Source organism: Sporolactobacillus sp. PKPK-6, assembly GCF_056678885.1.
Genome location: NZ_JBWXPA010000001.1, coordinates 1139537 through 1160464 on the forward strand (window position 1 = coordinate 1139537; position 20928 = coordinate 1160464).

The 20928-nt window shown below is 43.5% G+C and carries 22 protein-coding genes and 1 tRNA gene; 10 read left to right on the top strand and 13 right to left on the bottom strand.

Features of this window, described 5'->3' with window-relative positions:
• The first annotated feature begins 156 nt into the window (after positions 1 to 156).
• Genes AC1MBV_RS05485 through AC1MBV_RS05500 form a run of 4 tightly spaced genes read left to right on the top strand, consistent with a single transcriptional unit; the run spans position 157 to position 2801 of the window.
• The gene (locus tag AC1MBV_RS05485; protein WP_480947771.1) at positions 157 to 501 is read left to right on the top strand and encodes an ArsR/SmtB family transcription factor; all 345 of its coding nucleotides are present in this window, start codon (positions 157 to 159) and stop codon (positions 499 to 501) included.
• Positions 498 to 1538 (top strand): ACR3 family arsenite efflux transporter, encoded by a 1041-nt coding sequence (gene arsB / locus AC1MBV_RS05490; RefSeq protein ID WP_255749545.1) that lies wholly within the window; start codon positions 498 to 500, stop codon positions 1536 to 1538. The genes AC1MBV_RS05485 and arsB overlap by 4 nt, the downstream gene beginning before the upstream one ends.
• Before the next feature lie 16 nt (positions 1539 to 1554).
• Positions 1555 to 1974 carry an arsenate reductase (thioredoxin) gene (gene arsC / locus AC1MBV_RS05495; RefSeq protein WP_255749544.1) on the top strand — a complete coding sequence of 140 codons (420 nt, stop codon included), beginning with the start codon at positions 1555 to 1557 and terminating at the stop codon, positions 1972 to 1974.
• Between the two features lie 23 nt (positions 1975 to 1997).
• Positions 1998 to 2801 carry an arsenite methyltransferase gene (locus AC1MBV_RS05500; RefSeq protein ID WP_255749543.1) on the top strand — a complete coding sequence of 268 codons (804 nt, stop codon included), beginning with the start codon at positions 1998 to 2000 and terminating at the stop codon, positions 2799 to 2801.
• An 88-nt stretch (positions 2802 to 2889) separates the two neighbouring features.
• On the opposite strand, the gene AC1MBV_RS05505 is transcribed toward AC1MBV_RS05500, so the two are convergent.
• Positions 2890 to 4143 carry an APC family permease gene (locus AC1MBV_RS05505; RefSeq protein WP_480947772.1) on the bottom strand — a complete coding sequence of 418 codons (1254 nt, stop codon included), beginning with the start codon at positions 4141 to 4143 and terminating at the stop codon, positions 2890 to 2892.
• A 113-nt stretch (positions 4144 to 4256) separates the two neighbouring features.
• On the opposite strand from AC1MBV_RS05505, the gene AC1MBV_RS05510 reads away from it, so the two are divergent.
• Positions 4257 to 5165 (top strand): LysR family transcriptional regulator, encoded by a 909-nt coding sequence (locus tag AC1MBV_RS05510; RefSeq protein WP_255749541.1) that lies wholly within the window; start codon positions 4257 to 4259, stop codon positions 5163 to 5165.
• Here the strand turns inward: AC1MBV_RS05510 and AC1MBV_RS05515 are convergent.
• From AC1MBV_RS05515 to AC1MBV_RS05545, 7 genes are all read right to left on the bottom strand, one after another.
• Positions 5138 to 5434 carry an NUDIX domain-containing protein gene (locus AC1MBV_RS05515; RefSeq protein ID WP_480948266.1) on the bottom strand — a complete coding sequence of 99 codons (297 nt, stop codon included), beginning with the start codon at positions 5432 to 5434 and terminating at the stop codon, positions 5138 to 5140. The two genes, AC1MBV_RS05510 and AC1MBV_RS05515, sit on opposite strands and share 28 nt — an antisense overlap.
• Before the next feature lie 428 nt (positions 5435 to 5862).
• On the bottom strand, positions 5863 to 7542 hold the full coding sequence (locus AC1MBV_RS05520) for a glycoside hydrolase family 13 protein (RefSeq protein ID WP_304654940.1): 1680 nt from the start codon (positions 7540 to 7542) through the stop codon (positions 5863 to 5865).
• Positions 7543 to 7577: 35 nt separating this feature from the next.
• Positions 7578 to 8399: a PTS system mannose/fructose/sorbose family transporter subunit IID gene (locus AC1MBV_RS05525; protein WP_255749540.1), complete on the bottom strand. Its 822-nt coding sequence runs from the start codon at positions 8397 to 8399 to the stop codon at positions 7578 to 7580.
• Complete coding sequence (locus AC1MBV_RS05530; RefSeq protein ID WP_255749539.1) at positions 8392 to 9222, bottom strand: PTS mannose/fructose/sorbose/N-acetylgalactosamine transporter subunit IIC; 831 nt, start codon at positions 9220 to 9222, stop codon at positions 8392 to 8394. Before AC1MBV_RS05530 ends, AC1MBV_RS05525 begins: the two co-directional genes overlap by 8 nt.
• Positions 9223 to 9243: 21 nt before the next feature.
• Positions 9244 to 9735, bottom strand: coding sequence for a PTS sugar transporter subunit IIB (locus tag AC1MBV_RS05535; protein ID WP_255749538.1), 492 nt, complete (start codon positions 9733 to 9735; stop codon positions 9244 to 9246).
• Positions 9736 to 9783: 48 nt separating this feature from the next.
• Positions 9784 to 10206 (bottom strand): PTS sugar transporter subunit IIA, encoded by a 423-nt coding sequence (locus tag AC1MBV_RS05540; RefSeq protein ID WP_255749537.1) that lies wholly within the window; start codon positions 10204 to 10206, stop codon positions 9784 to 9786.
• Positions 10207 to 10421: 215 nt separating this feature from the next.
• Complete coding sequence (locus AC1MBV_RS05545; RefSeq protein ID WP_255749536.1) at positions 10422 to 13085, bottom strand: sigma 54-interacting transcriptional regulator; 2664 nt, start codon at positions 13083 to 13085, stop codon at positions 10422 to 10424.
• A 189-nt stretch (positions 13086 to 13274) separates the two neighbouring features.
• On the opposite strand from AC1MBV_RS05545, the gene AC1MBV_RS05550 reads away from it, so the two are divergent.
• Together AC1MBV_RS05550 and AC1MBV_RS05555 are read left to right on the top strand one after the other, a co-directional pair.
• Positions 13275 to 13574, top strand: a complete 300-nt coding sequence (locus AC1MBV_RS05550) for a hypothetical protein (RefSeq protein ID WP_255749535.1) — start codon at positions 13275 to 13277, stop codon at positions 13572 to 13574.
• Between the two features lie 155 nt (positions 13575 to 13729).
• A tRNA-Ala gene (locus tag AC1MBV_RS05555) sits at positions 13730 to 13802 on the top strand.
• An 81-nt stretch (positions 13803 to 13883) separates the two neighbouring features.
• Here the strand turns inward: AC1MBV_RS05555 and AC1MBV_RS05560 are convergent.
• Positions 13884 to 14231 (bottom strand): winged helix-turn-helix transcriptional regulator, encoded by a 348-nt coding sequence (locus tag AC1MBV_RS05560; protein WP_255749534.1) that lies wholly within the window; start codon positions 14229 to 14231, stop codon positions 13884 to 13886.
• 171 nt (positions 14232 to 14402) lie between these two features.
• Between AC1MBV_RS05560 and AC1MBV_RS05565 the strand changes: the two genes are divergently transcribed.
• Both AC1MBV_RS05565 and AC1MBV_RS05570 read left to right on the top strand, forming a co-directional pair.
• Entirely contained in the window at positions 14403 to 15461 is a 1059-nt protein-coding gene (locus tag AC1MBV_RS05565; RefSeq protein ID WP_480947773.1) for an LLM class flavin-dependent oxidoreductase, read from the top strand.
• Between the two features lie 12 nt (positions 15462 to 15473).
• On the top strand, positions 15474 to 16040 hold the full coding sequence (locus AC1MBV_RS05570; protein ID WP_255749532.1) for an NADPH-dependent FMN reductase: 567 nt from the start codon (positions 15474 to 15476) through the stop codon (positions 16038 to 16040).
• Positions 16041 to 16113: 73 nt separating this feature from the next.
• Here AC1MBV_RS05570 and AC1MBV_RS05575 read toward each other — a convergent pair whose 3' ends face one another.
• Entirely contained in the window at positions 16114 to 16551 is a 438-nt protein-coding gene (locus AC1MBV_RS05575; protein WP_255749531.1) for a disulfide oxidoreductase, read from the bottom strand.
• A 127-nt stretch (positions 16552 to 16678) separates the two neighbouring features.
• Here AC1MBV_RS05575 and AC1MBV_RS05580 point away from each other — a divergent pair, with 127 nt between their 5' ends.
• Positions 16679 to 17281, top strand: a complete 603-nt coding sequence (locus tag AC1MBV_RS05580) for a pentapeptide repeat-containing protein (protein ID WP_480947774.1) — start codon at positions 16679 to 16681, stop codon at positions 17279 to 17281.
• 595 nt (positions 17282 to 17876) lie between these two features.
• Here the strand turns inward: AC1MBV_RS05580 and AC1MBV_RS05585 are convergent.
• The 3 genes from AC1MBV_RS05585 to AC1MBV_RS05595 all read right to left on the bottom strand — a co-directional run bounded on the left by AC1MBV_RS05585 (position 17877) and on the right by AC1MBV_RS05595 (position 20920).
• A complete protein-coding gene (locus AC1MBV_RS05585; protein ID WP_255748511.1) occupies positions 17877 to 18017 on the bottom strand; it encodes an FbpB family small basic protein in 141 nt (46 codons plus the stop codon).
• Between the two features lie 95 nt (positions 18018 to 18112).
• A complete protein-coding gene (locus tag AC1MBV_RS05590; protein WP_480947775.1) occupies positions 18113 to 19243 on the bottom strand; it encodes a metallophosphoesterase in 1131 nt (376 codons plus the stop codon).
• A gap of 258 nt (positions 19244 to 19501) precedes the next feature.
• Positions 19502 to 20920, bottom strand: coding sequence for a M20 family metallopeptidase (locus AC1MBV_RS05595; RefSeq protein ID WP_480947776.1), 1419 nt, complete (start codon positions 20918 to 20920; stop codon positions 19502 to 19504).
• Positions 20921 to 20928 lie beyond the last annotated feature (8 nt).

The window sequence follows — 20928 nt, forward strand, 5'->3', positions numbered from 1 at the left end:
CGAGGAGCAAAAAGCCGATTTGAATTTACTATTCATAAAAAATTGACATCCTACACTCCGTGACGGCTCTGATTACTTTCGTTGAGTGCTTTAATTTGACTTAAATATAAGTTAATACTAATATAATTATATTATTATATAAGTGAGGATAAATATATGAATAATGAAAAAGAGATTGAATCCATGTCCGATTTGCTTAAGATCGTCGGTGATAAGACTCGGTTGAAAATGCTCGCCTTCTTAAAAAATGGTGAACGATGTGTCTGCGAGTTTGTCGATTTATTTGATTTATCGCAACCGGCAATCAGTCAGCATTTGAAGAAAATGCGTGCGGCCGGTTTAATCAACGAGCGCAAGCAGGGAACTTGGGTCTATTACCGTCTTAATGACCAGCTCCCAAGCTATGTATCAGAGATTATCCAGGCACTGCCGTCGCTGAAGGCAAAAACATGCGATTGTCAAAAAGCCGGCATGAGCATTCCATTGGAGCCATTAAAATGAAAAAGCTGTCCTTTCTTGATCGCTACTTAACCGTATGGATCTTTTCGGCAATGATTTTGGGAGTCTTGCTCAGTTATTTGATTCCATCATTTGTACGTACGTTAAATCGTTTGCAAGTCGGAACAACATCCATTCCGATCGCTATCGGTTTAATTGTGATGCTTTACCCGCCTTTGGCAAAAGTTCGTTATGAAGAATTGGGGATGGTCTTTAAAGATGTAAAAATCTTGATCTTGTCTTTGGTGCAGAACTGGCTGATCGGTCCTGTTCTCATGTTTCTTTTGGCAGTCATCTTTCTCCATGGCTATCCGGCCTATATGACCGGGTTGATTATGATCGGTCTTGCGAGATGCATTGCCATGGTCATTGTCTGGAATGATCTTGCTCAAGGAAATCGTGAATACACTGCCGGATTGGTCGCATTTAATTCTATTTTTCAAATTCTGTTCTACTCTGTATTTGCCTATTTTTTTGTTACTTTATTACCGGGATGGTTGGGATTAGACAGCCTTCGCATCCCGATCACTATGCTGGATATTGCGCAGAGTGTGTTGATTTATCTAGGTATTCCTTTCCTTGCCGGCATGCTGACTCGGCTTATTTTCGTCAAGATAAAAGGAAAGGCATGGTATGAAGCTGTTTTTTGTCCGCGGATCAGTCCGCTTGCTCTGATTGCTTTGCTTTTCACAATCATCATTATGTTCTCAATCAAAGGCGACATGATCATCCAGCTGCCTCTTGACGTCATTAGAATCGCCGTACCACTGCTGATCTACTTTGTGATCATGTTCTTCATCTCGTTCTTTTTGGCGAGAAAAGCGGGTGCTGATTACGGAAAAACATCCGCGCTTAGCTTTACCGCAGCGAGCAATAATTTTGAACTTGCCATTGCCACAAGCGTCGGAATCTTCGGCATTCAATCGGGCGAGGCATTTGCTGCAGTTATTGGCCCACTCGTTGAAGTTCCGGTCATGATTGCACTCGTCAACGTTGCTCTGCGACTTAGAAATCCATTCAATCGCCAGGATAAGGCGTAAAAAGGTGGTTCACGAAATGGAAAAGAAGTTGATTTATTTTCTCTGCACCGGCAACTCCTGCCGCAGCCAAATGGCTGAAGGATTCGGAAAAAAGTATTTAAGTGATGATTACGAGGTTCGATCGGCAGGAATCGAAGCACACGGCTTAAATCTAAACGCAGTTGCCGTCATGAAAGAAGTCGGCGTCGATATTTCCAACCATGAATCCAAGCTTATTGATCCCGATCTGCTCAACCGCGCATACCTTGTCGTCACACTATGCGGCGATGCGGAGGATCGATGCCCGATGACTCCGCCGCAGGTAAGAAGAGAACATTGGGGATTTGACGACCCGGCCAAAGCGCAGGGAACTCCTGAAGAAATCTGGAGCGTCTTCCAAAACGTTCGAGACGGCATTGCAAATAAAATAAAAGCATTCGCTGAAGAAGAAAAATAATCCAATAAAAAGGAATGGTTTTCATGGCACTATCAAAAGATCAAATTAGACAAAATGTCCGCAACCGTTACAAACAAATCGCTCTGCAAGACGTGTCGGCATCATCTTGCGGATGCTCTTCCCCTGATGTCGGCTGCTGCGCGACACAAGAAAACAAAAATGATGTTTCCGAGCAGCTCGGCTATTCAACAGATGAATTAAACGCTGTACCTGATGGCGCGAATCTTGGATTAGGCTGCGGCAATCCTCAAGCAATCGCGTCACTGAAACCCGGCGAATGCGTACTGGATTTAGGCAGCGGCGGCGGATTCGACTGCTTTCTTGCCGCCCGGCAAGTCGGCGACAATGGAACGGTCATCGGCGTGGATATGACGCCGGAAATGATTAGCCGAGCAAGAGCAAACGCGGAAAAAGGATCCTTTTCAAACGTTGATTTTCGTTTAGGCGAAATCGAGCATTTACCGGTCGCCGATCAATCCATAGATGTGATTCTGTCCAATTGCGTCATCAACCTCTCCCCCGACAAGCCGCAAGTGTTCAAAGAAGCGTACCGCGTCCTGAAGAAAGGCGGCCGGTTGGCCATTTCCGACGTTGTTCTGACCGCCGAGCTGCCGGAAAAAATTAAAAACGATTTGGATGTATCTTATTCCGGATGTGTTTCCGGCGCTTCTTCCATTAATGATCTACAGCACATGCTCGAGCAAAGCGGCTTCGCACAAATTGAAATTAAGCCCAAGGATGAATCAAAATCATTCATTAAAGAATGGCTTCCAGGGGTTGGCATTGAAAAGTATATCGTCTCATCAACCATTCAAGCAGTAAAATAATCGCATATGCAAAAAATGAGAATCCGAGATCATATGATCCTAAGGATTCTTTTTCATTATTGGAAATCACGCGTCTGAATGGCAAGCATCATTCATAACGTTTTTTTCTTAGCACGCGAACCATCCTTTGTCCCGCTATGAACACACAAATAATGAGTGGATAAAGAATAGCAGATCCAACAAAAAAGAACATGAAAAGCGTGGCAAGCAACGCAACGAGGCTGATGAGAAATTTTTTCTTCTCCTTTCTGAAAAGAATTAATCCTGCCGCGCACCCGCCCATGTAATTAAGCAGAAAAGTCGCGTTGGGCAATTGAATCAATTTTGTCAGTGAAATCAGGCCACTGGAATAAGCGGTCATGACAATGAGAAAGCAGGCTGCTAAAAAGAGAAGTCCGCCGGTCGGGGTCTGATATTTTTCCGACTGCTTATTGAGCCATCGCGGCGCAGCCCCTTCCTTTGCCATAGCACAGGCCATTCGCGCTGCAGAACCGATATAGGCGATGACCGTCGCCAGGCAGATCAACAAAGCTGCCGCCCCAATAATAATCGCACCGCCTCGCCCAAACACTTGCTCCGAAACAATAACCAAGGCTGCCTGTCCTTGCACATGATAACTTCCTGTACCAACAATAACAAATGCGGTCATGAAATAAAGGATGCCTAAGATGAGTGCGGATATGATCGTCGCGCGATGCACATCTTTTTCCGGATTCACGAACTCCGTTGAATAATTGGTGATTGCTTCCCAGCCAATAAAACACCAAAAAAGCAGCGTTGATGCATATCCAATACTCCATGGACCGTTTGGCATGAATGGTTGAAAATGGCTCACCCGTACATGCGGCAATGCCCCCGCCAAGGTAGCCGTCAAAATGATGAGGATCATGGCAATGACCGCGACCTGCACTTTTCCCGCAATTTGCATTCCCCGATAGTTGATCAGTACAGCCAAAAGTAAAACCAAACCGGCTAAGGCAATGGTTATCGAATCAGGAAGTCTTAACGCCGTACTTAAATAAGCAGCTCCTGTGATCGCGGTCACCGGTGCCCCGATTGGAACCGACATTAGGAAAAACCAGCCAATCACCTGTCCCGTACGATGACCGAAAGCCTCCGTAACAAAATAAGAAACACCACCGGAATGTGGATATTTTTGGGATAAATAGGCCATGCAAAGAGCCAGCGGGAGAACCAAAATCATGAGTAATCCCCAATCAATCAATGATGCCGGACCTGCAACTTGAGCAGCAAGCCCTGGTACAAGAAGAATTCCTGCGCCAAGAACAGCACCTATATATAATGCAATCGCTTGTGGCAAACGAATCGTTTTCATGTTCATCCTTCTTTCAACACTTGTTTTTCTCGCCTCCTCATCATAAAATGAAAGGATCAATCAGGAAAGACGATTATTTTGTATGAATCAATCGAAATATTCGATAAGGAGACTAGATCATGGATACAAAACAGCTTTTGACATTCAAAATTGCCGCAGAAAATCTTAATTTCACATTAACCGCGCGTCACCTGCACTTTGCTCAATCCAGTGTCACTGCTCAGATCCAGGCATTAGAACGCGAACTCGGGCAGCCTCTGTTTGAACGACTGGGCAAAAAGATTTTTTTAACAGAAGCCGGTCGGCAGTTCAAAAATTATGCTGATCAGATGGTGCAGCTCACCCGTGAAGCAGAAGAAAAACTGATGAATACTCCGCCAACATTGACGATTGGCGTTACGGAAAGTCAGTGCACCTATCGGCTTCCACTGCTGCTTGAAAAGTATAAGCGGCATGATCCAAAAGCACATCTGATTTTAAAGCCCGTTAATTTTGACTCAGAAGTTCGTGAAGCGATCATGGACGGCAGTATTGATTTAGGCTGGATGATGGGTACGCATCATCCTTCACCTTTAATGACTGAAGAAGATCTAATTGACGAGAAAATGGTGCTGGTTGCCGCATCAGAAAAGTCGATATGCAGACATCCGCTAATTACAGATGAAGATCTCAATGGTGAAACCTTTTTACTAACGTCTAAAGGCTGTTCTTATCGCAACTCCCTAGAGAACGCCTTCGAAAAACACGAAATTATCCCTGAGACCGTAATGGAATTTGTTACGGTTGAGGCCATCAAACAATGTGCCCTCGCCGGGATTGGTCTGGCCTTTTTGCCTGAGATCACCGTTCACGCAGAGATTGAAAAGGGACTGCTTACCAAACTCAATTGGCAGGCAGCCCCAAAATCGATTTCCACGTATATCGCTTGGCATAAAGACAAAGTGCTCACTGGAAACATGCGCTTTTTTACTGACTCAGCCCTTGCTATGTATGGAAAAGCTCAAGCTTCGGTACATCCATCGAAATAATCGTGTAAAATTTTTCGGTGTTCCGGAAACAACCGCTCAGGCAGTTGGTCGAAAGCTCGGAATTCAAACGTTTCCGATTCGACGGCATCACTTTTCAAATCGCCGCTATAATCGGTCGTTTTGTATATCGTCGTAACTGTATAGTACTGATCACCATTTTCCGCTTCATACAAAGGTGACCCCGAATAAACGTTGAACAGCTTCAGATTGGCAAGCTTCAGACCCGTTTCTTCCTCAATTTCGCGAGTGGCAACCTGAATAATTTTAATGGATCAGAGCGGATTGGGAAAATTGTGCCTGATCCTTTTTTTGTTGTGTGTGGAGCTTACCTTAGCGCAAAGTTAAGACGTACTGCGCAACAAAGGAAGATTTGGTTCAACTTTTCGAGCGTTCAGTCTAATTTTTCACAGGTTCGGTCTGACTTTCCATCGGTTCGGCCTAACCTCTACTTTTCGGTCTAATTCTCACTAGATTCGGTCTAGCTTTCCCTGGATTCGGTCTAACTTCTTCTCTTCAATTCAGCTTTCTTAATATTATTAGTGTTTTTTCAATTGATACGATATTGCGCCTCTTCCGTCTTCTATTCAAAAATGGCAATAAAACATGAACTCTATGAAAGCCATAATCCTCCAGAAATTTGCCCATAAAAAAACCATACCCGATTCATAAACGAATCAAGTATGGCGGAAATGCAAGTTTACTTCACTTTGCGAATAATGTAGGCTTCATAAGGTCTCAGCGGTTGGTGCGGATCAACGGATGGATAGTTTCCAATCACAGGTTCCCATTGATCGTAAAGGAATTGAGAAAGTGGAGCAGCATCTGTGTTCTCCTCTGAGAAGTTGGCAACCACCAGCCATTTTTCATCACCATAAGTGCGCTCGTAAACAAACAGGTTCGGATCATCGGCAAGATAAAGCTGATAGGTTCCCTCTCTCAGAATCGGTTCCTTGTGCCGCAGGTCAATCAGTTTCTTATAATAGTAGAAAATGGAATCCGGATCGTCGAGCGCTTCCGCCACATTAATCTCCGGATAGCGCGGATTCACTTTGAACAATGGCTTGCCGGTCGTGAATCCCGCTTCAGCTCCTGCATCCCACTGCATCGGGGTGCGTGCATTGTCGCGACTGACCTGCCAGACCGCTTTCTTAAAGTCTTCCTCTGAGATCGATTTATTTTTTAGAACGTATTCTTTATAGGCGTTCTTGATTTCCACATCATCATATTCATCAAGAGCGTAATGGGCATTCACCATACCGATTTCCTCGCCTTGATAGACATAAGGTGTACCTTGCATACCATGCAGAACGGTTGCGAACGCCTTGGCACATTCCTTGCGGTAATTCGTGTCATTGCCCCACCGTGAAATAATGCGCGGACGGTCATGATTTTCAAAATACAGTGCATTCCAACCACAGCCGCGTAAGGTGTCCTGCCAGTCGGAAAGCACCTTCTTTAACTCTGTGAATTCAAATGGTCGAAGTGCCCACTTGCGGTTAGGCGATCCTTTCACACGGTCAAGTTCGACGTGTTCAAATGTAAAGATCATATTCAGTTCTTTACGCTCAGGATCGGTAAACAGCTTGGCAAGCTCAGCATTTGACCCTGGTGCTTCGCCGACCGTCATACTGTCGTTCGGCGCGAGCACCTTGCGATTCATTTCTTGAATAAATTCATGCAGGCGCGGTCCGTTTTGATGCATTGATCCGACAATAAATTCTTTTCCAGGCTGCGGTGGATAATCAGGGAAATCGGTATATTTAGAGATTTCAGCGATCACATCCATACGCCATCCGTCGACACCTTTATCCACCCAGAACTGCATCAAATCATAGATTTCCTGACGCACCTTTTCATTTTCCCAGTTCAAATCAGGCTGTTTTTTCGTGTAAAAGTGCAGGTAATATTGACCGCGTTCCGGTTCATACTCCCAGGCGGATCCACCGAAATGTGAGCCCCAATTATTCGGCGCGCTTCCGTCCGGCTTCGGATCCTTCCAAATGTAATAGTCACTGTATGGATTATCCTTGGATTTCTTACTTTCCTGAAACCAGTAATGCTCATCCGAAGTGTGATTTGCGACTAGATCCATAATGATCTTAATCCCGCGCTGATGCGCTTCGGCAATCAAATGCTCCATGTCCGCATTTGACCCGAACCGATCATAGATCTTGCGATAGTCGCGAATATCGTAGCCATTGTCATCCTGCGGCGAATCGTAAACGGGACTGATCCAAAGCGCATCGATGCCAAGTTTTTTTAAATAATCGAGTTTCTTAATAATTCCATTCAAATCGCCCCAACCGTCGCCGTTGCTGTCCTTGAAGCTTCGCGGATAGACTTGATAGATGACCGCGTCTTTCCACCATTCACTCATCGTTTTTCCCCTTTCATGCTGTCTTTCCCGTGCCATTAAGCAATATGGAATACAGATAATAGGATACTTAATCCGATTACGCCGAAGATCAAGTAATTGATGCTGACTTTTTTATTCAGCAGATAGAAACAGAGCAGTGTAATTCCGAGCGGAACAATGCCAACAAAGATTTGATCAAGCATGCCTTGCAACTTAAGCACCGACTCGCCCTTCATGCTCATGGAAATCGTTGTCGTAAATTTGACCATCTGACTTGTCATCCCGCCGACCATGATGAGTCCAACAATACTTGCTGCCTTCGTCAAAATGTGAATCAAACCACTCTGGTATATCTTTTCAATATAGGTTGAACCTAGGGTGTAACCAAGGAACGTTCCATAATAGCGTACCAAAATTGTCGGGATATTGAAAATTAAAAGGAAAACAATCGGTGCCAGAATATTACCCGACTGGCCCATGCTGACTGCGATTCCGGCGGCAATGACACGCAGTACGCCCCAGAAGAACGAATCACCGATACCAGCAAGCGGGCCCATCAAGCTCGACTTAATCGCGTTGATTGAGTTTGCGTCAAAATCTTTATTTTTGCTATTCTCTTTTTCCATTGACGCCGCAATACCCATGATAAATGTGGACAATGGAATCGTTGTATTGAAGTAAGCCATGTGACGAACAAGTGCATCTTTCTTTTGTTTCGCATCTTTATAAAAATGATCGATAAATGGCATCATTGAGTAGCAAAAACCGGAAGCACCTTGTTTTGCCGGCGTTACGGCTGTGTACAGCGTAAACGCGCGCCAGAACATTTTACGCAGCATCTTTTTCTCATCTTTGGAGACGTTCGTCATTTTACTCATCAAAGAAGTCCTCCTCTTCTGTATCCATTTGGCCCGCATTTCCTGCAGGAGCAGCTGTGGCAGGAGCAGCATTCATTTTTTTCGTCAATTGACTTAATTGATAGTCCCGTTGTGCAATGGTTACCGCAATAATGGCGCCAAGAACAGCCAGCGCAACGAGCGGCAATTTCAAATAAGCAACCAGGATAAATCCAAGGAAAAAGAATGCATAGATTTTCTTATCCCAGAGCAGCTTCAGCAGCATCGCCATGCCGACTGCCGGAAGCAGCCCGCCGCAGATGTTCAAGCCGTTCATAATTACTTGAGGGATCGCTTTAACAAAAGCGTTGATTGCATCGGATCCCGCAAGGATACCTATGAATGGCAGCAGTCCGTAGAGGCCCCACTGCAAGACCCATGCTCCATAATGCAAGAGTACAATTTTTCGTTCCTTGCCCTCTGCCGCCAAGCGATCGAACACCGGGGCAAAGAAGCCAATGACACCTACATATAAAAGCGTTTTCACTTGCAGGCCAAGAATACCGATTGGAATCGCAAGCGGCAGGGCAACCCCCGCGCCTCCGCCCAATGTAATGGCAAATGCAGTACCAACTGCGGTTGCAAGACCTGGTTCAGCAGCACTGGCACCGCCGATATTGACAACGCCCATGAAAACAGCCTCGAGAGACGCGCCAATGAGCACGCCGGATTGAATATCACCAAGTGCAAGACCGACTAAGGGACCGATTACGATTGGACGGTTCAACATGGTCATACCAAGTAATTCAGCACCGCCGACTGTGGCAATAACAATCAATGAAACAATAATTGCTTCGTATAACATTTTTTCATCACCTAGTTTCTGTTATTTTTTTAACTGTGCCAATACATCCACAGCCAATTTCTTTTCCGCTGAAGGAACAACCTGCAATGCGGTCTTCGGTTCGAGTTCAACAAGTTTCTTTAGATTTTCGATTTCTTCGTCTGTCAAGAGAACAAAGCTGCTGAGTTCCGTTTTGTCACCGCTTACAGATTTGCCGACGTTTCCAATATTCACGTACTGAATGTTCGGGACGTTTTGCACGATGGTGAGTGCATCCTTAATCGTTTTTACAATAACCAACATGCGCATGTTTGCCGCCTTTGGATTATTGAGCACCTTAATCGCTTCGTTTACCGGTTTAATTAACACTTTGATTTCACTTGGTACGGCCATTTTCAATGCCATCTTCTGCATTTCGTTGGCCGCTGCTTCATCATTCGGCACGACGATTCCTTTAATTTTCAGTTCCTTCGACCAAGTCATCGCGATCTGTCCATGAATCAGCCGTTCGTCCACTCTTAGTGCTACGATCATTTAAATCAGCTCCATTCTTATTTTTAAAGCTCCGTTTAGCCTGCTGTCTCAGCTTAAGAAATCTTCTTCCGAATCTTCAACCGTTGCCAGTTTTTCCGGTTCAACAAGAACCATTGCTTTCCTGCATTCTTCAAGTTTTTGGTTTAAAAGTTCCTTGGTTATCGGCGCGGATGCAAGCAGTACTTCCAAAATAATCGGCAGGTTAAATCCTGCAATGATAAATGCATGATGCTTCTGTGCACGCAGCGTTACTTTCTGATTGACACTACCGCCAAGCAAATCGGTGAAAATGATCAATTCATCATCTTCTGCAGCATCTGCGAAAAATCGGTCAATCGTTTCATCCACATCTTCTTTGTTTACGTAAGCGTTTAGAAAAGTAATCGAATCCGTTTTACCGACTAAGATTGACAGGCTGCTTTTTACTCCGTCGGCAAATTGCCCATGAGTTGCTACTAATATCTTTTTCATTTCTTTCCACCTCGCCTTCTCTTTTTACTAAGCAATTTTCGTGCCAACTTTTTTAAACACTTTGTAAGCGCATTAAAAAACGGCCAAGAATCCGCAAAATGCGTCACTATCTGACCATTTGCGATTCATTAACCGTTTTCAAAGCACGTATTTTATTTACCTTTAAACACTTATACACAAATCCAGTGTCTTTTTTAAACACATCATAAAACCGTTTAATTTTCCTGTTCACTATTTCGTTTAATAAACGGTTTCAACAGTTCATAAAGCAGTGAAAGTTCATAGCCGTTTACGCGAATATTGTACTTGGTTTCCATATCATGAAAGATTTCTTTTGTGATCGCAATAAATTCCTGTTCTTTATTAGAAAGTTGAACGCTGACATTGTCCCGCACGCTGCTGTCTTTGGTCGTAATTAATCGTTCCACCATCAAGGCAATATGCATATAGAGATTCAACTTGACCTTGCCGTCCAGCCGAACTTCGTAATAGTTCTCATATAAAGAAATCACATGCTCAACTTCGTTAATAATGACAGTCGGATTTAAGAAGCTCAGGCGGCTAGAAATGCCTTCAATCGTGAAATTCTTCAAGAAGTCCTGAATCATTAATTCAAAATGCGGACGTCCGATGAATGGCTTCAACCCTTTCCACAGATACCCCTGGCCTCGGTCCTCAAGAATTTCATAGATATTAACATTAGGAACATCAAGTGTTGACGGCAGTTCTGATGTGGTAATAATAAACAGCGTCTGTTTAAAATACGACTTGTCATTGCGTGCAATCGCATCTCTGAGCTCCTTGTACTCCATGGTCAAAACATCCAGTCGATCCTGAGGAATGTAGTGTGTCATGATTTCACGTACACGATTGGAAATACCAACACCGGACATACACGAAATAATGATATTTTTTCCTTGAGTCAGCCCTTCAAAATAACGAGCATCAATCGTGTAATTTGTCTTTGCCTGCTCCGCAATTTTCCGAAACGGAGTGTTTTGTACCATTTTCATCCCAATATCAAGTGCAACTTGTGTCGTTAGATTGTTGATAATCAGAAGATCTCCATTGAGCTGATTCTTAATAGAAGAGTACAGTCGTGTCAACGAGCCCATATCGACAAGCAGAATGAGTCCGTCGCTTGTATCCTGCCTCTTCAAATAATCCTTAACCTTGACAATGATTTCTCCAAGATCGGTTGAAATCGGCATATCAATCGATTCAAATACGAACGTGTGACAGAGCTGATTCGCCACTGCCTGAATACTGCTCGCCGTATGCCGTCCATGGGCAACGATCAGACCGTGCAGGCGAATATTCTCTTCAATATAAGGCTGTAAATAGAAGGTGAACAGCTGTGTAAGTGAATTTAATCCATGATCGGTTAACGCCGCTGAGCGCTCAGCAAAGCGTTCAGCGATATAATGTGCCTTTGGAAATAAGGTAGCTGTCTTTTTATTGAGCACATCACCTTGATCTGAGGGCAGCACCATTTTTTGGAATAAGATAAACGCATGGAACATCGCGTCAATCGTATTGGTTGAACACGTCACACCATAGCGTTCCTGCATCCACTGCACCTGTTCATCAAATCGTTCACGAATTGCAGAAAATCGATTGATAATCTCGTTATCTGTTGGCTTGGCTTGGTCAATACTTTGTGCCAGCTTCTTAAATTCCAAGATTAATGCGGCGCGATCCTTGGCTGTATCCTCTTCAGGGTACTGCGACAGATAGGAGAAAAAGCCTGTCATTTGCTTCTTCTGATGACGAGGTTCATTTGCCACAGCAGTAAGCTCGTCATTCATTCCAATCTGCAACGGGGAAAAATTCCGTTTAAGAACATTCTCACCTGTTCTGTCCTTTTTTGAGAGCGGAAGCTGGTCAATCGTGATCTGCAAGGATTCCCGGCTCTGCTGTTCGGTGAACGCATGAGCACAGCTGATTTGAATTATGTTCCGCAGCATCCCGATATTGCCTTCAAGTCTTTGAAAGCATAATTGATTGAGCACTTCACTGCTCACCTCAAGATTTTTGCGCATCTTTTTGGCTTCCTGAAGATAACAATTATAGACCAGCTGCAAGCGCTCGGAGAATGGACGCTCACTCAAATCGCTGATATGGATTTTTAGCGGAATTCTTCTTCGAAATGTGGCAAGAAGAACCTCATCGTTTTGTTCGGTGGTTGCAAAAATCAGTCGAACCTTAGCTGACTGCCATTGTTTATTTTCACCAATTGGACGGAACTGTCCCTTGTCCATAAAGACAAACAGTTTTTCCTGATTCTCGAAGGACAGCCGATGAATTTCATCAAAGAACAGATACCCGCCGTCCGCTTGCTTCAGCAAACCCTCTTTGTCCTGATCAGCCCCGGTAAATGCCCCTTTTTTATGACCAAACAGAGTGCTAGAAAGCAACTCGGGATTATTGGCATAATCCGCACAGTTCAAAATAATGAACGGCGCATCCGCGCCAATCGCGCCTTTGTCCAGAGCATAACGGTAGATTAGACTGGCGAGAAAGCTTTTGCCTACGCCGCTCCTGCCATTGATGATCAGGGGCAAGCCATTCGGCGGATAATTAACGGCCGCCTTGCATTGTTCAATCACCGATTTTTGGCTTCCGTCATGTCCAACAAATGCTTGGAAAGCGTCTGTTTCTTGTTTCGGCTCATCTGCTTCACGCTGGACAGCGCTCCAATAAACCGGCTTTGTTCCCTTCTTCTGAGCACGGCCTTCTTTTAACAATCCACTCAAATAGTGACTGACGACCGGCCGACTCAACCCCATCTGTTCTGCAAGTTCTGAAGCGGTAACACCTTCATCGCTGTGATCGGCTGACTGTATTAAGGCATTATATACTCTGTCCTGTGCTTTCATGAAGGCTGTTCTTCCTTCCGTTTTTTTGCTATATCTTTTATTATATCAAAGGCAAGACTAATAGACGATGCGTGTCGTAATATGATCAGCGGATACGGCTTGACTGCAGTGAAGCATGGAAAAGATTTACCGTAAAGAAATAATTGATTTCACCATGATTGTGATACCATAGTCGTAGAGGTGGTACTTGTGACAATCGAAGACATTAAGTCTTATTTAGATGATCCGTCAACTGCCATTGATGCTGCGAAAAACTCTTTATACACGGAATCAGATATTCAAGAAATGCTCGATCAAGTCTATAAGGAACTTGATCCGTCATGGAAAAAGCTTGGTCCTTATCAGAAACTCATTTTCGGCTGGTCAATGAGTGCCCCAAAAATACTGATGTCGCAGAACTATTTGGATGAAACCATGAAACCATTCATTAACCAATTAAATCAATCACTGAATTGGCACCTCAGAACGCCTGCCGATTTCATGAAGTAACTGCTTCTGCATAACCTCCGCAAATCAAGCGGAGGTTTTTTTCAATAATTCGAGATGGTTATGGCTAATTTATCGGATCTTTTCTTGACCTTCACGCCGGACATCATGTAATATAATAGCATTGCCATAAGGTAGAGCTTATCATTCTTGATTGCGGGGCATTAGCTCAGCTGGGAGAGCGTTGCGCTGGCAGCGCAAAGGTCAGGGGTTCGAGCCCCCTATGCTCCATAATAAATATGAAAATAGAAAAAGGCATCTGAGTAGGTTCCTCAAAACCTGAACTCAGATGCCTTTCGATCTATTTGTTTCTTAATGGAGACGGGTCAGATGCATTTGCTGCTTATGTGCGATGTGCTTCAAGCCCCATTCATGCATGTCTTCTAGAATTGGTTGCAGACTCTTCCCGTATTCGGTGATTGAATACTCAACTTTTGGCGGCACCTGAGGGTAAACGACACGCTTCACAATGTCCTCCTCTTCCAGTTCACGAAGCTGCTTAGTGAGCATTTTTTGCGTAATACCGTTCACATTTCGTTTCAATTCGCTGAATCTCTGGGTGCCGTCTCTGAGCAGATACAATAAAATAATCGGCTTCCATTTTCCCACTAATATACTCAATGCGTTTTCCACATGGCATAAATCAGGTTCAATTTTCATATTCATTCGCTCCAATAGTATCCATTTGTATACTATACCACTTGAAAGTGTGTACTTACATAAATAGGTATTATCTTTTATAATAACATTACATGAAATATATGAGAAGATCTTTTCGTAGGAACATAAAAGACAAAGCTTGTGAAAATAGAAAAGAAGGCATGATGATCCATGAGAAAATATCGTATTGATTCAAGTAAAGGGCTTGAATTCGGCATCTATACGCTAGGCGATCACTTGCCGGATCCTGTAACCGGTGAGCGGATTTCGGCCGAACAGCGCATTCATGAAATCATTGAGTATGCGAAGCTCGCCGATCAGGCGGGTATTGATTTTTTCAGTGTCGGCGAGAGCCACCAGGACTACTTTGCGACCCAGGCACATGCCGTTGTGCTTGGGGCTATTGCACAGGCGACGAAAAAGATAAAAATCGGAAGCTCGTCCACAATTATAAGTACTTCAGATCCGGTCCGCGTCTATGAAAATTTTGCAACGATTGATCTGATCTCCGGCGGACGTGCGGAAATCATTGCCGGACGCGCATCGCGAATCGGCCTTTTCGATTTGCTGGGCTATAATCTTCGGGATTACGAAGAACTGTTTGAAGAAAAATTTGATCTGCTCTTGAAAATAAATGAAGAAGAGATCGTGAATTGGAAGGGAAATTTCCGCGCCCCTTTAACCAATGCAAAAATACTGCCACGTCCCAAAAATGGTTCGCTGCCGATATGGAGAGCGGTAGGCGGCACGGCTGCCAGTGCAATGAAGGCAGGCTATGCCGGCGTTCCCATGTTTATGGCCCACTTAGGCGGACCTGCCGCCATTTTCAAGCGTACCATTGATGCTTACCGAGAGTCGGCTCAAGCGAGCGGCTTTGATCCGGCCGAGCTGCCCGTGACTACTGCCGGATTTTTCTACACTGCGGAGAGCACGCAGCAAGCACTTCGTGAGCTGTATCCGCGTATTAATGAAGGCATGAAAAAAACGAATGGTCAGGGATTTTCTAAGCAGCTTTTTGCACAAGGAGCCGATCCTCATAGTATTATTAATGTGGGCAGTCCTCAGCAAATCATTGAAAAAATACTTTACCAATATGAATTATTTGGCCATCAGCGCTATATTGCTCAAATTGATTTCGGCGGTATGCCGTTTGATAAGGTCATGAAGAATGTAGAAGTGATCGGCACAGAAATAGTACCGGCGATCAAGAAATACACAGCAAAAAAATAAGAAGGTGGAAACATGAAGATTGTCGGATTAGTCGGCACAATTGTCGGTCACAAAACGCGGATCGCCATGGATTATATGCTCACAACGTTAAGAGAAAAAGATCCGAATGTTGATGCATCCTTGATTGATCTGGCTGAATATAATATTCGATTCAGTGATGGACGCAATTATTTGGAGTATGACGGCGACACGCAGTTCGTTGCCAAGAGCTTAATGGATGCAGATGCGATTATTATCGGGACACCTGTTTTTCAAGCATCAATACCTGCTCCCTTAAAGAACATCTTTGATCTGCTGCCCGTAAATGCCTTCCAAGATAAAATAATCGGCATGATCGTAACCGCAGGTTCGCCTAAACATTACTTGATTGCCGAACAGCAGTTAAAACCGATACTCGCTTATATGAAAGCACAAATGGTGCAGAGCTATGTATTTATTGAAGAAAAGGACTTTTACCAAAAAGCAATGATTAATGAAGACATCTTATTTCGAATCAGTCGTCTGGCTGAGGACACCGTTGTCCTGACAAAAACCTACGCAGCGATTCGTGAGGAACAAGAAAAAGCTTATGGATTTTAATCACTTCGTGCAATCTCCTTTCCACTCCAGGTGAGTTGGAAAGGAGATTTTTTCATAGCAACAACTAGTGCGATCACTTCATTTCATTTTGATGATTTGCTTTGAGAAGCAACATTGACAAAGTGATCAGAAAAAAAGCAGTTGCGGACATCAGTGGAATCGTAATAAAACCAAGAATTGAAAATTCCTTGTCGGTACATGGATTGTTCGGTGAGCAGAACTGCGAAGTACTGACATTCGGCAACATCTGAATGGTATAATGGTAGCACGCTAAAACAAAGCCTGGGATAGAAACGGGCAAAATATATCTTCTAATTGAAACATCGTTATGTAAGTAGGCAATACCGAGGCTGATGACCAGCGGATACATGAGAATACGCTGGTACCAACACAATGTGCAAGGCACGAAATGCATGACCTGGCTGAAAAACAAGCTGCCTCCTGTAGCAAAGATCGCGGCAATCCAAGAGAATAAGAGAAGATAATGATTTGGAATTCTATTTTTAATCAAATGAACCATTCCTTATGGATTAATGATTAAGAAGCATGTGTCTCTCTCATTTTATCTGAAAAAGGCTCATTAGGATACGAATTGTTCCCGAGTAGGTTATTATTGTATGAAAGTCTGGTGAATAGCAATGGAATCAGGAACACCAATTGAAAATAAAACACTTTATCTCGAAGAAATTGAAGAAGGATCCGTCTTGAAAAACTGTGAAATTGACAGCCATCAGGAAAAAAAGCTTTTGAGCGATGTTCAATTTAACCATTGTGTCTTCCTCTTTGAAGATTTTACAAAAACGGAGCTGCTTGACTGTTCGTTCGCACACTGTGATTTCTCAAATTGCGATTTTGAGAAATCAATCCTGTATCGAGACACTTTTACTGCGTGCAAATTTTTGGGAACCAATTTTATCAAAGCAACATTTAAAGACACTACTTTCACGGATTGCTTGATGACCTATATCAATTTTTCTGATTCCAAGTTCACAAATGTCACCTTTGAAACAGATAAACTAAACGAGAGTTCCTTCCAAAATGTGCAAATGAAAAAAATGAAATTTAACCGTTCATTGATTGACGGTTCCGATTTTAGTGAAACAAAGCTCAAGGATATCAACTTGTCCAGCTGCGAATTTTCAATGATTCGAATTGATGTTACTTTATCCCACGGGCTTAAAATCAATCAATTTCAGGCAGCAAGTCTGATTTCATCTTTTGGAATTAAAGTAGTTGAATAACCTGTACTTATTGGTCGACCCACCATCAAATAAGAAAAACCGGTCAAAAAGCGCCCGCTCCTTACTTCGGCAGAATGCGGTGATTTTCGCGTTGCATTGAGCATCCTTGCCCTTCAATAAGGAACAAGTAAAATAAGCGGAGATATTCCGGCTATTTGCACTCCGAAGCTTGTTTCACTGGTAAATAAGGGGAATTTTTCCGCTTATTCACAGAAAAGCCCTCCATTTTCACGTTTTTTTTATTCAATAGGCGGAATTTTTCCGTCTATTTAGGCTTTTTTCTCGTTCATTTTCGAATTAAGCGGAATTTCTCCGTCTATTTATCAGACTGGGCGCTTAACTGATCGCCTAACCGATCCATGCGGATTGGGAACTAGCAGCTTGTGATCTTATCGGCGTACAAAATCATATACTTTTGTACGTAAATACAAGCTAGCTTCTCAGTTCCATAGTATTTTCATTAAGTGGTGTCCCCCGCCCCTCAAGCAAGTCATGGATGTTTCTTTACTTGTCAAAAAGACGGCCTGAGATTAACTCAGCCGTCTCTATTTAAAGCAACAATAGACAGGTTATTCATGTACCCAAACACAATCATTTATCTCGTCGCGCTTTTTTTTACTTGCGAGGTGCGGCGTTCATCAAGTATTCGATCGATCCTGTTCAATTCGATCCGATCCCTCATTATCTCTTCTTTATTTTTTTTCACTAATTGCAGATACGTAACCTTTTTTCTCATTTCAATCATCCTCTCTTCTTGTTAACTAAATCATAACGCAGTTATTTGAAGAAAAGATTAACGAATTGTGTGATATTTTTGACTTTAATACCCAGTCACCGTGCAACATGTTTTTTTTTCGTTTTTTTCACCTTTTTGGTCTTCTGGTCAAGGTCGAAGCCGAATGTAAAGTTGTCTTTGTTTTTCTTAAATGCATGCGTTCGATTCACTTGCGGTGAGAAGGTGCGCACATAAATTTTATCATGCTTAAGGTCAAAGCCCATGACACGAATGTAGCCTTGCCCGCCTTTCACCGATTGATAATCAGACAAAATTTGCATGACCTTCCGATCCGGTTTTCCGTCGAAATTATCGTCAATCTTATCAATTCGACGCGCGGCCCCAAAACTGTGACCATTCATGACCATTCGAACATTGGGATTGGGACGCACCACATTTTCAAAGAGCATCTGTCCCTGCGCAGTACGCCTCCCATAGCTTCCCAAGTAATCGTGCACGAACAGGATTGCTATCCGTTTGCGATAGACCTGCAGTACATGATTCATCCAGGAAATTTCTTCACCGCCCATGCCCCAGCCCATACCCAGCATAATGTACTTTTGACCATTTGAGTTAATTAAATCAAAATGGCCTTTATTGTTATCATAGGAACCGCCGTACCATGGGTTCAACTGGTAACGTTGTTCCCCAAAATAACGATCAAATGACGCATATTTTTTTTGAAAACCAACATCATGATTACCTGTAATAATCCCATAGGGCACTTTTGCCTCATCCAGGATTTTCATTGCCTTGTCAGCTGTTTTCCATTGATAAGGCTGATCATAATTATTAACAATATCACCTAAGTGAAAAATATATTTCAGATTTAACGAATCGCGATTAGCAACAAACCAGTGATTCATCCGTTTAAAAATATCCGGATGCAATTTACTGTAGTATTGCGTATCCGGAAGCACACCAAAAGTAAAATCAATGGAGTGAATTCCTTTAAACAGCTCATGGGCTACCTTTGGTTCCTGATGATCAACCGGACTTAAACTCGGTCGTTGAAAAAATACATGGTGAGCTATTTTTGTATTCACTGCATGCCGCTTAACACTAGTCGTTTGAGCATTGGGTTCCGTTTGTTTACCTGGGAAAAGACTAAGAATCCCTGAAATGACGCAACAAAGAAAAAGAATAACAATCATAATCTTTACAGCTAAAAAATCTCGCCAGTTCATATGCCGCATACTGTCTTCTCCCTTCCGTATCGGACGATTGTCCCGGAGGGCAAGCTCGCCATCTTAGGTTCGCCTTTGAGTCCCTTCCCGTTTTAACTGTGAAAAAATATCGATTCTCACACGAGCAACTGTATTTAAATTGCACGATTTCTGCTCATTTCATGCAATAAAAAAAGAACTTTCTCCCAAGTTACGGAAAAAGTTCTCTTTAGATGTTTGCTGAAAAAAGTCAACTATCCTCTTAAAGCTGACTTTTCATTATAAACTAGATGGCGTTACATCCGGTGGAATCAAACATTCATAGGTTTCACCGTCAAGTCGTTCTTTGAATTCCCGCTTTGCCTCAGCAAGCAGTTCCGGATCTTCCAATGCCTTGAGTGCAGTGCAAGCCATGGCTTCTCCGGCGTAGAGAGCCGCATTCAAAGCAAAGTCTTGAGTTCCCTGAGCAACCACTTGCCAAGTATGCGGTACCGTTGCAAATGCCCATGTTGATGTAAAGCATTGCGCAGTCGGAACATTCCAGCTGACATCGGAAACGTCAGTAGAGCCCTCCATAAATGTATCGTGTTCAGGACATGGAATCACCCAATCAGCAATAGGCTTTTCATCAATCGTTTTACGCTGTTCAGTCGTAAGGAACTTTTTCGCAAAGTTCTTTTCATTATCTCCTAGCGATGCATAGATATCTTTAATGAAAGCAAGATCTTTCTCTGATGGTTCAGGGTAACCGATTTCTTCCATTAAATCAGCCATCACTTGATGCAGCGCAGTGTTCGGAATCAAATTACAGCAGCCGCCCTCAATCTTATAGCTCATTTCCGTATCTGTCATCAATGCTGCGCCTTTGGCAACATTAACCACGCGTTTAAACAATTCTTTTACTTCATTTGGTTTCGGCGAACGAACGAGGAAACGCTCCTCAGCAATTGCTTGAACAACATTTGGCGAGACACCGCCAGTGTTCGTTACTGCGTAATGGACACGTGCCTTATCTGCCATATGCTCGCGCAAATAGTTGACACCAACATTCATCAATTCTAATGCGTCCAGCGCGCTGCGCCCCAGTTCCGGCAAAGCAGCAGCATGTGCACTGACTCCCTTAAATGTAAAACGAGCTTCAATGACCGCATTGCTTGAAAGATGCTGCACCGTATTTTTTGAATCCGGATGCCACGAAAAAGCAGCGTCTACATCTTTAAAACAGCCTTCGCGTGCCATATAGGCTTTACCGTTTCCGCTTTCTTCAGCCGGGCAGCCATAATAACGAATCGTACCCTTGAGTTGGTGCTTCGTTAAGTATTCTTTTGCAGCAAATGCCGCAGCAAGCGAGCCGACGCCCAGTAAATTATGGCCGCAGCCGTGACCGTTGCCATTCGGCACGATCGGATCGTGAACCGTTTTATTACGCTTCTGACTCAACCCTGCAAGCGCATCGAATTCACCAAGGAATGCAATGACCGGCTTACCTTCACCATAGCTGCCGACAAATCCGGTTTTTAATCCTGCTATCTCTCTTTGAACTGTAAAACCTTCATCCTCAAGTGCTTGACTCAGCAGCTCTGCTGATTTCACTTCGCCAAAATGGAGTTCTGCAAAATCCCATACCTTTTCGCTCAGCGCTTGGTAGCTGTCTCTTTTTTCATAAATCATATGCTTTATCTCATCAATTAGGCCCAAGTTAGATT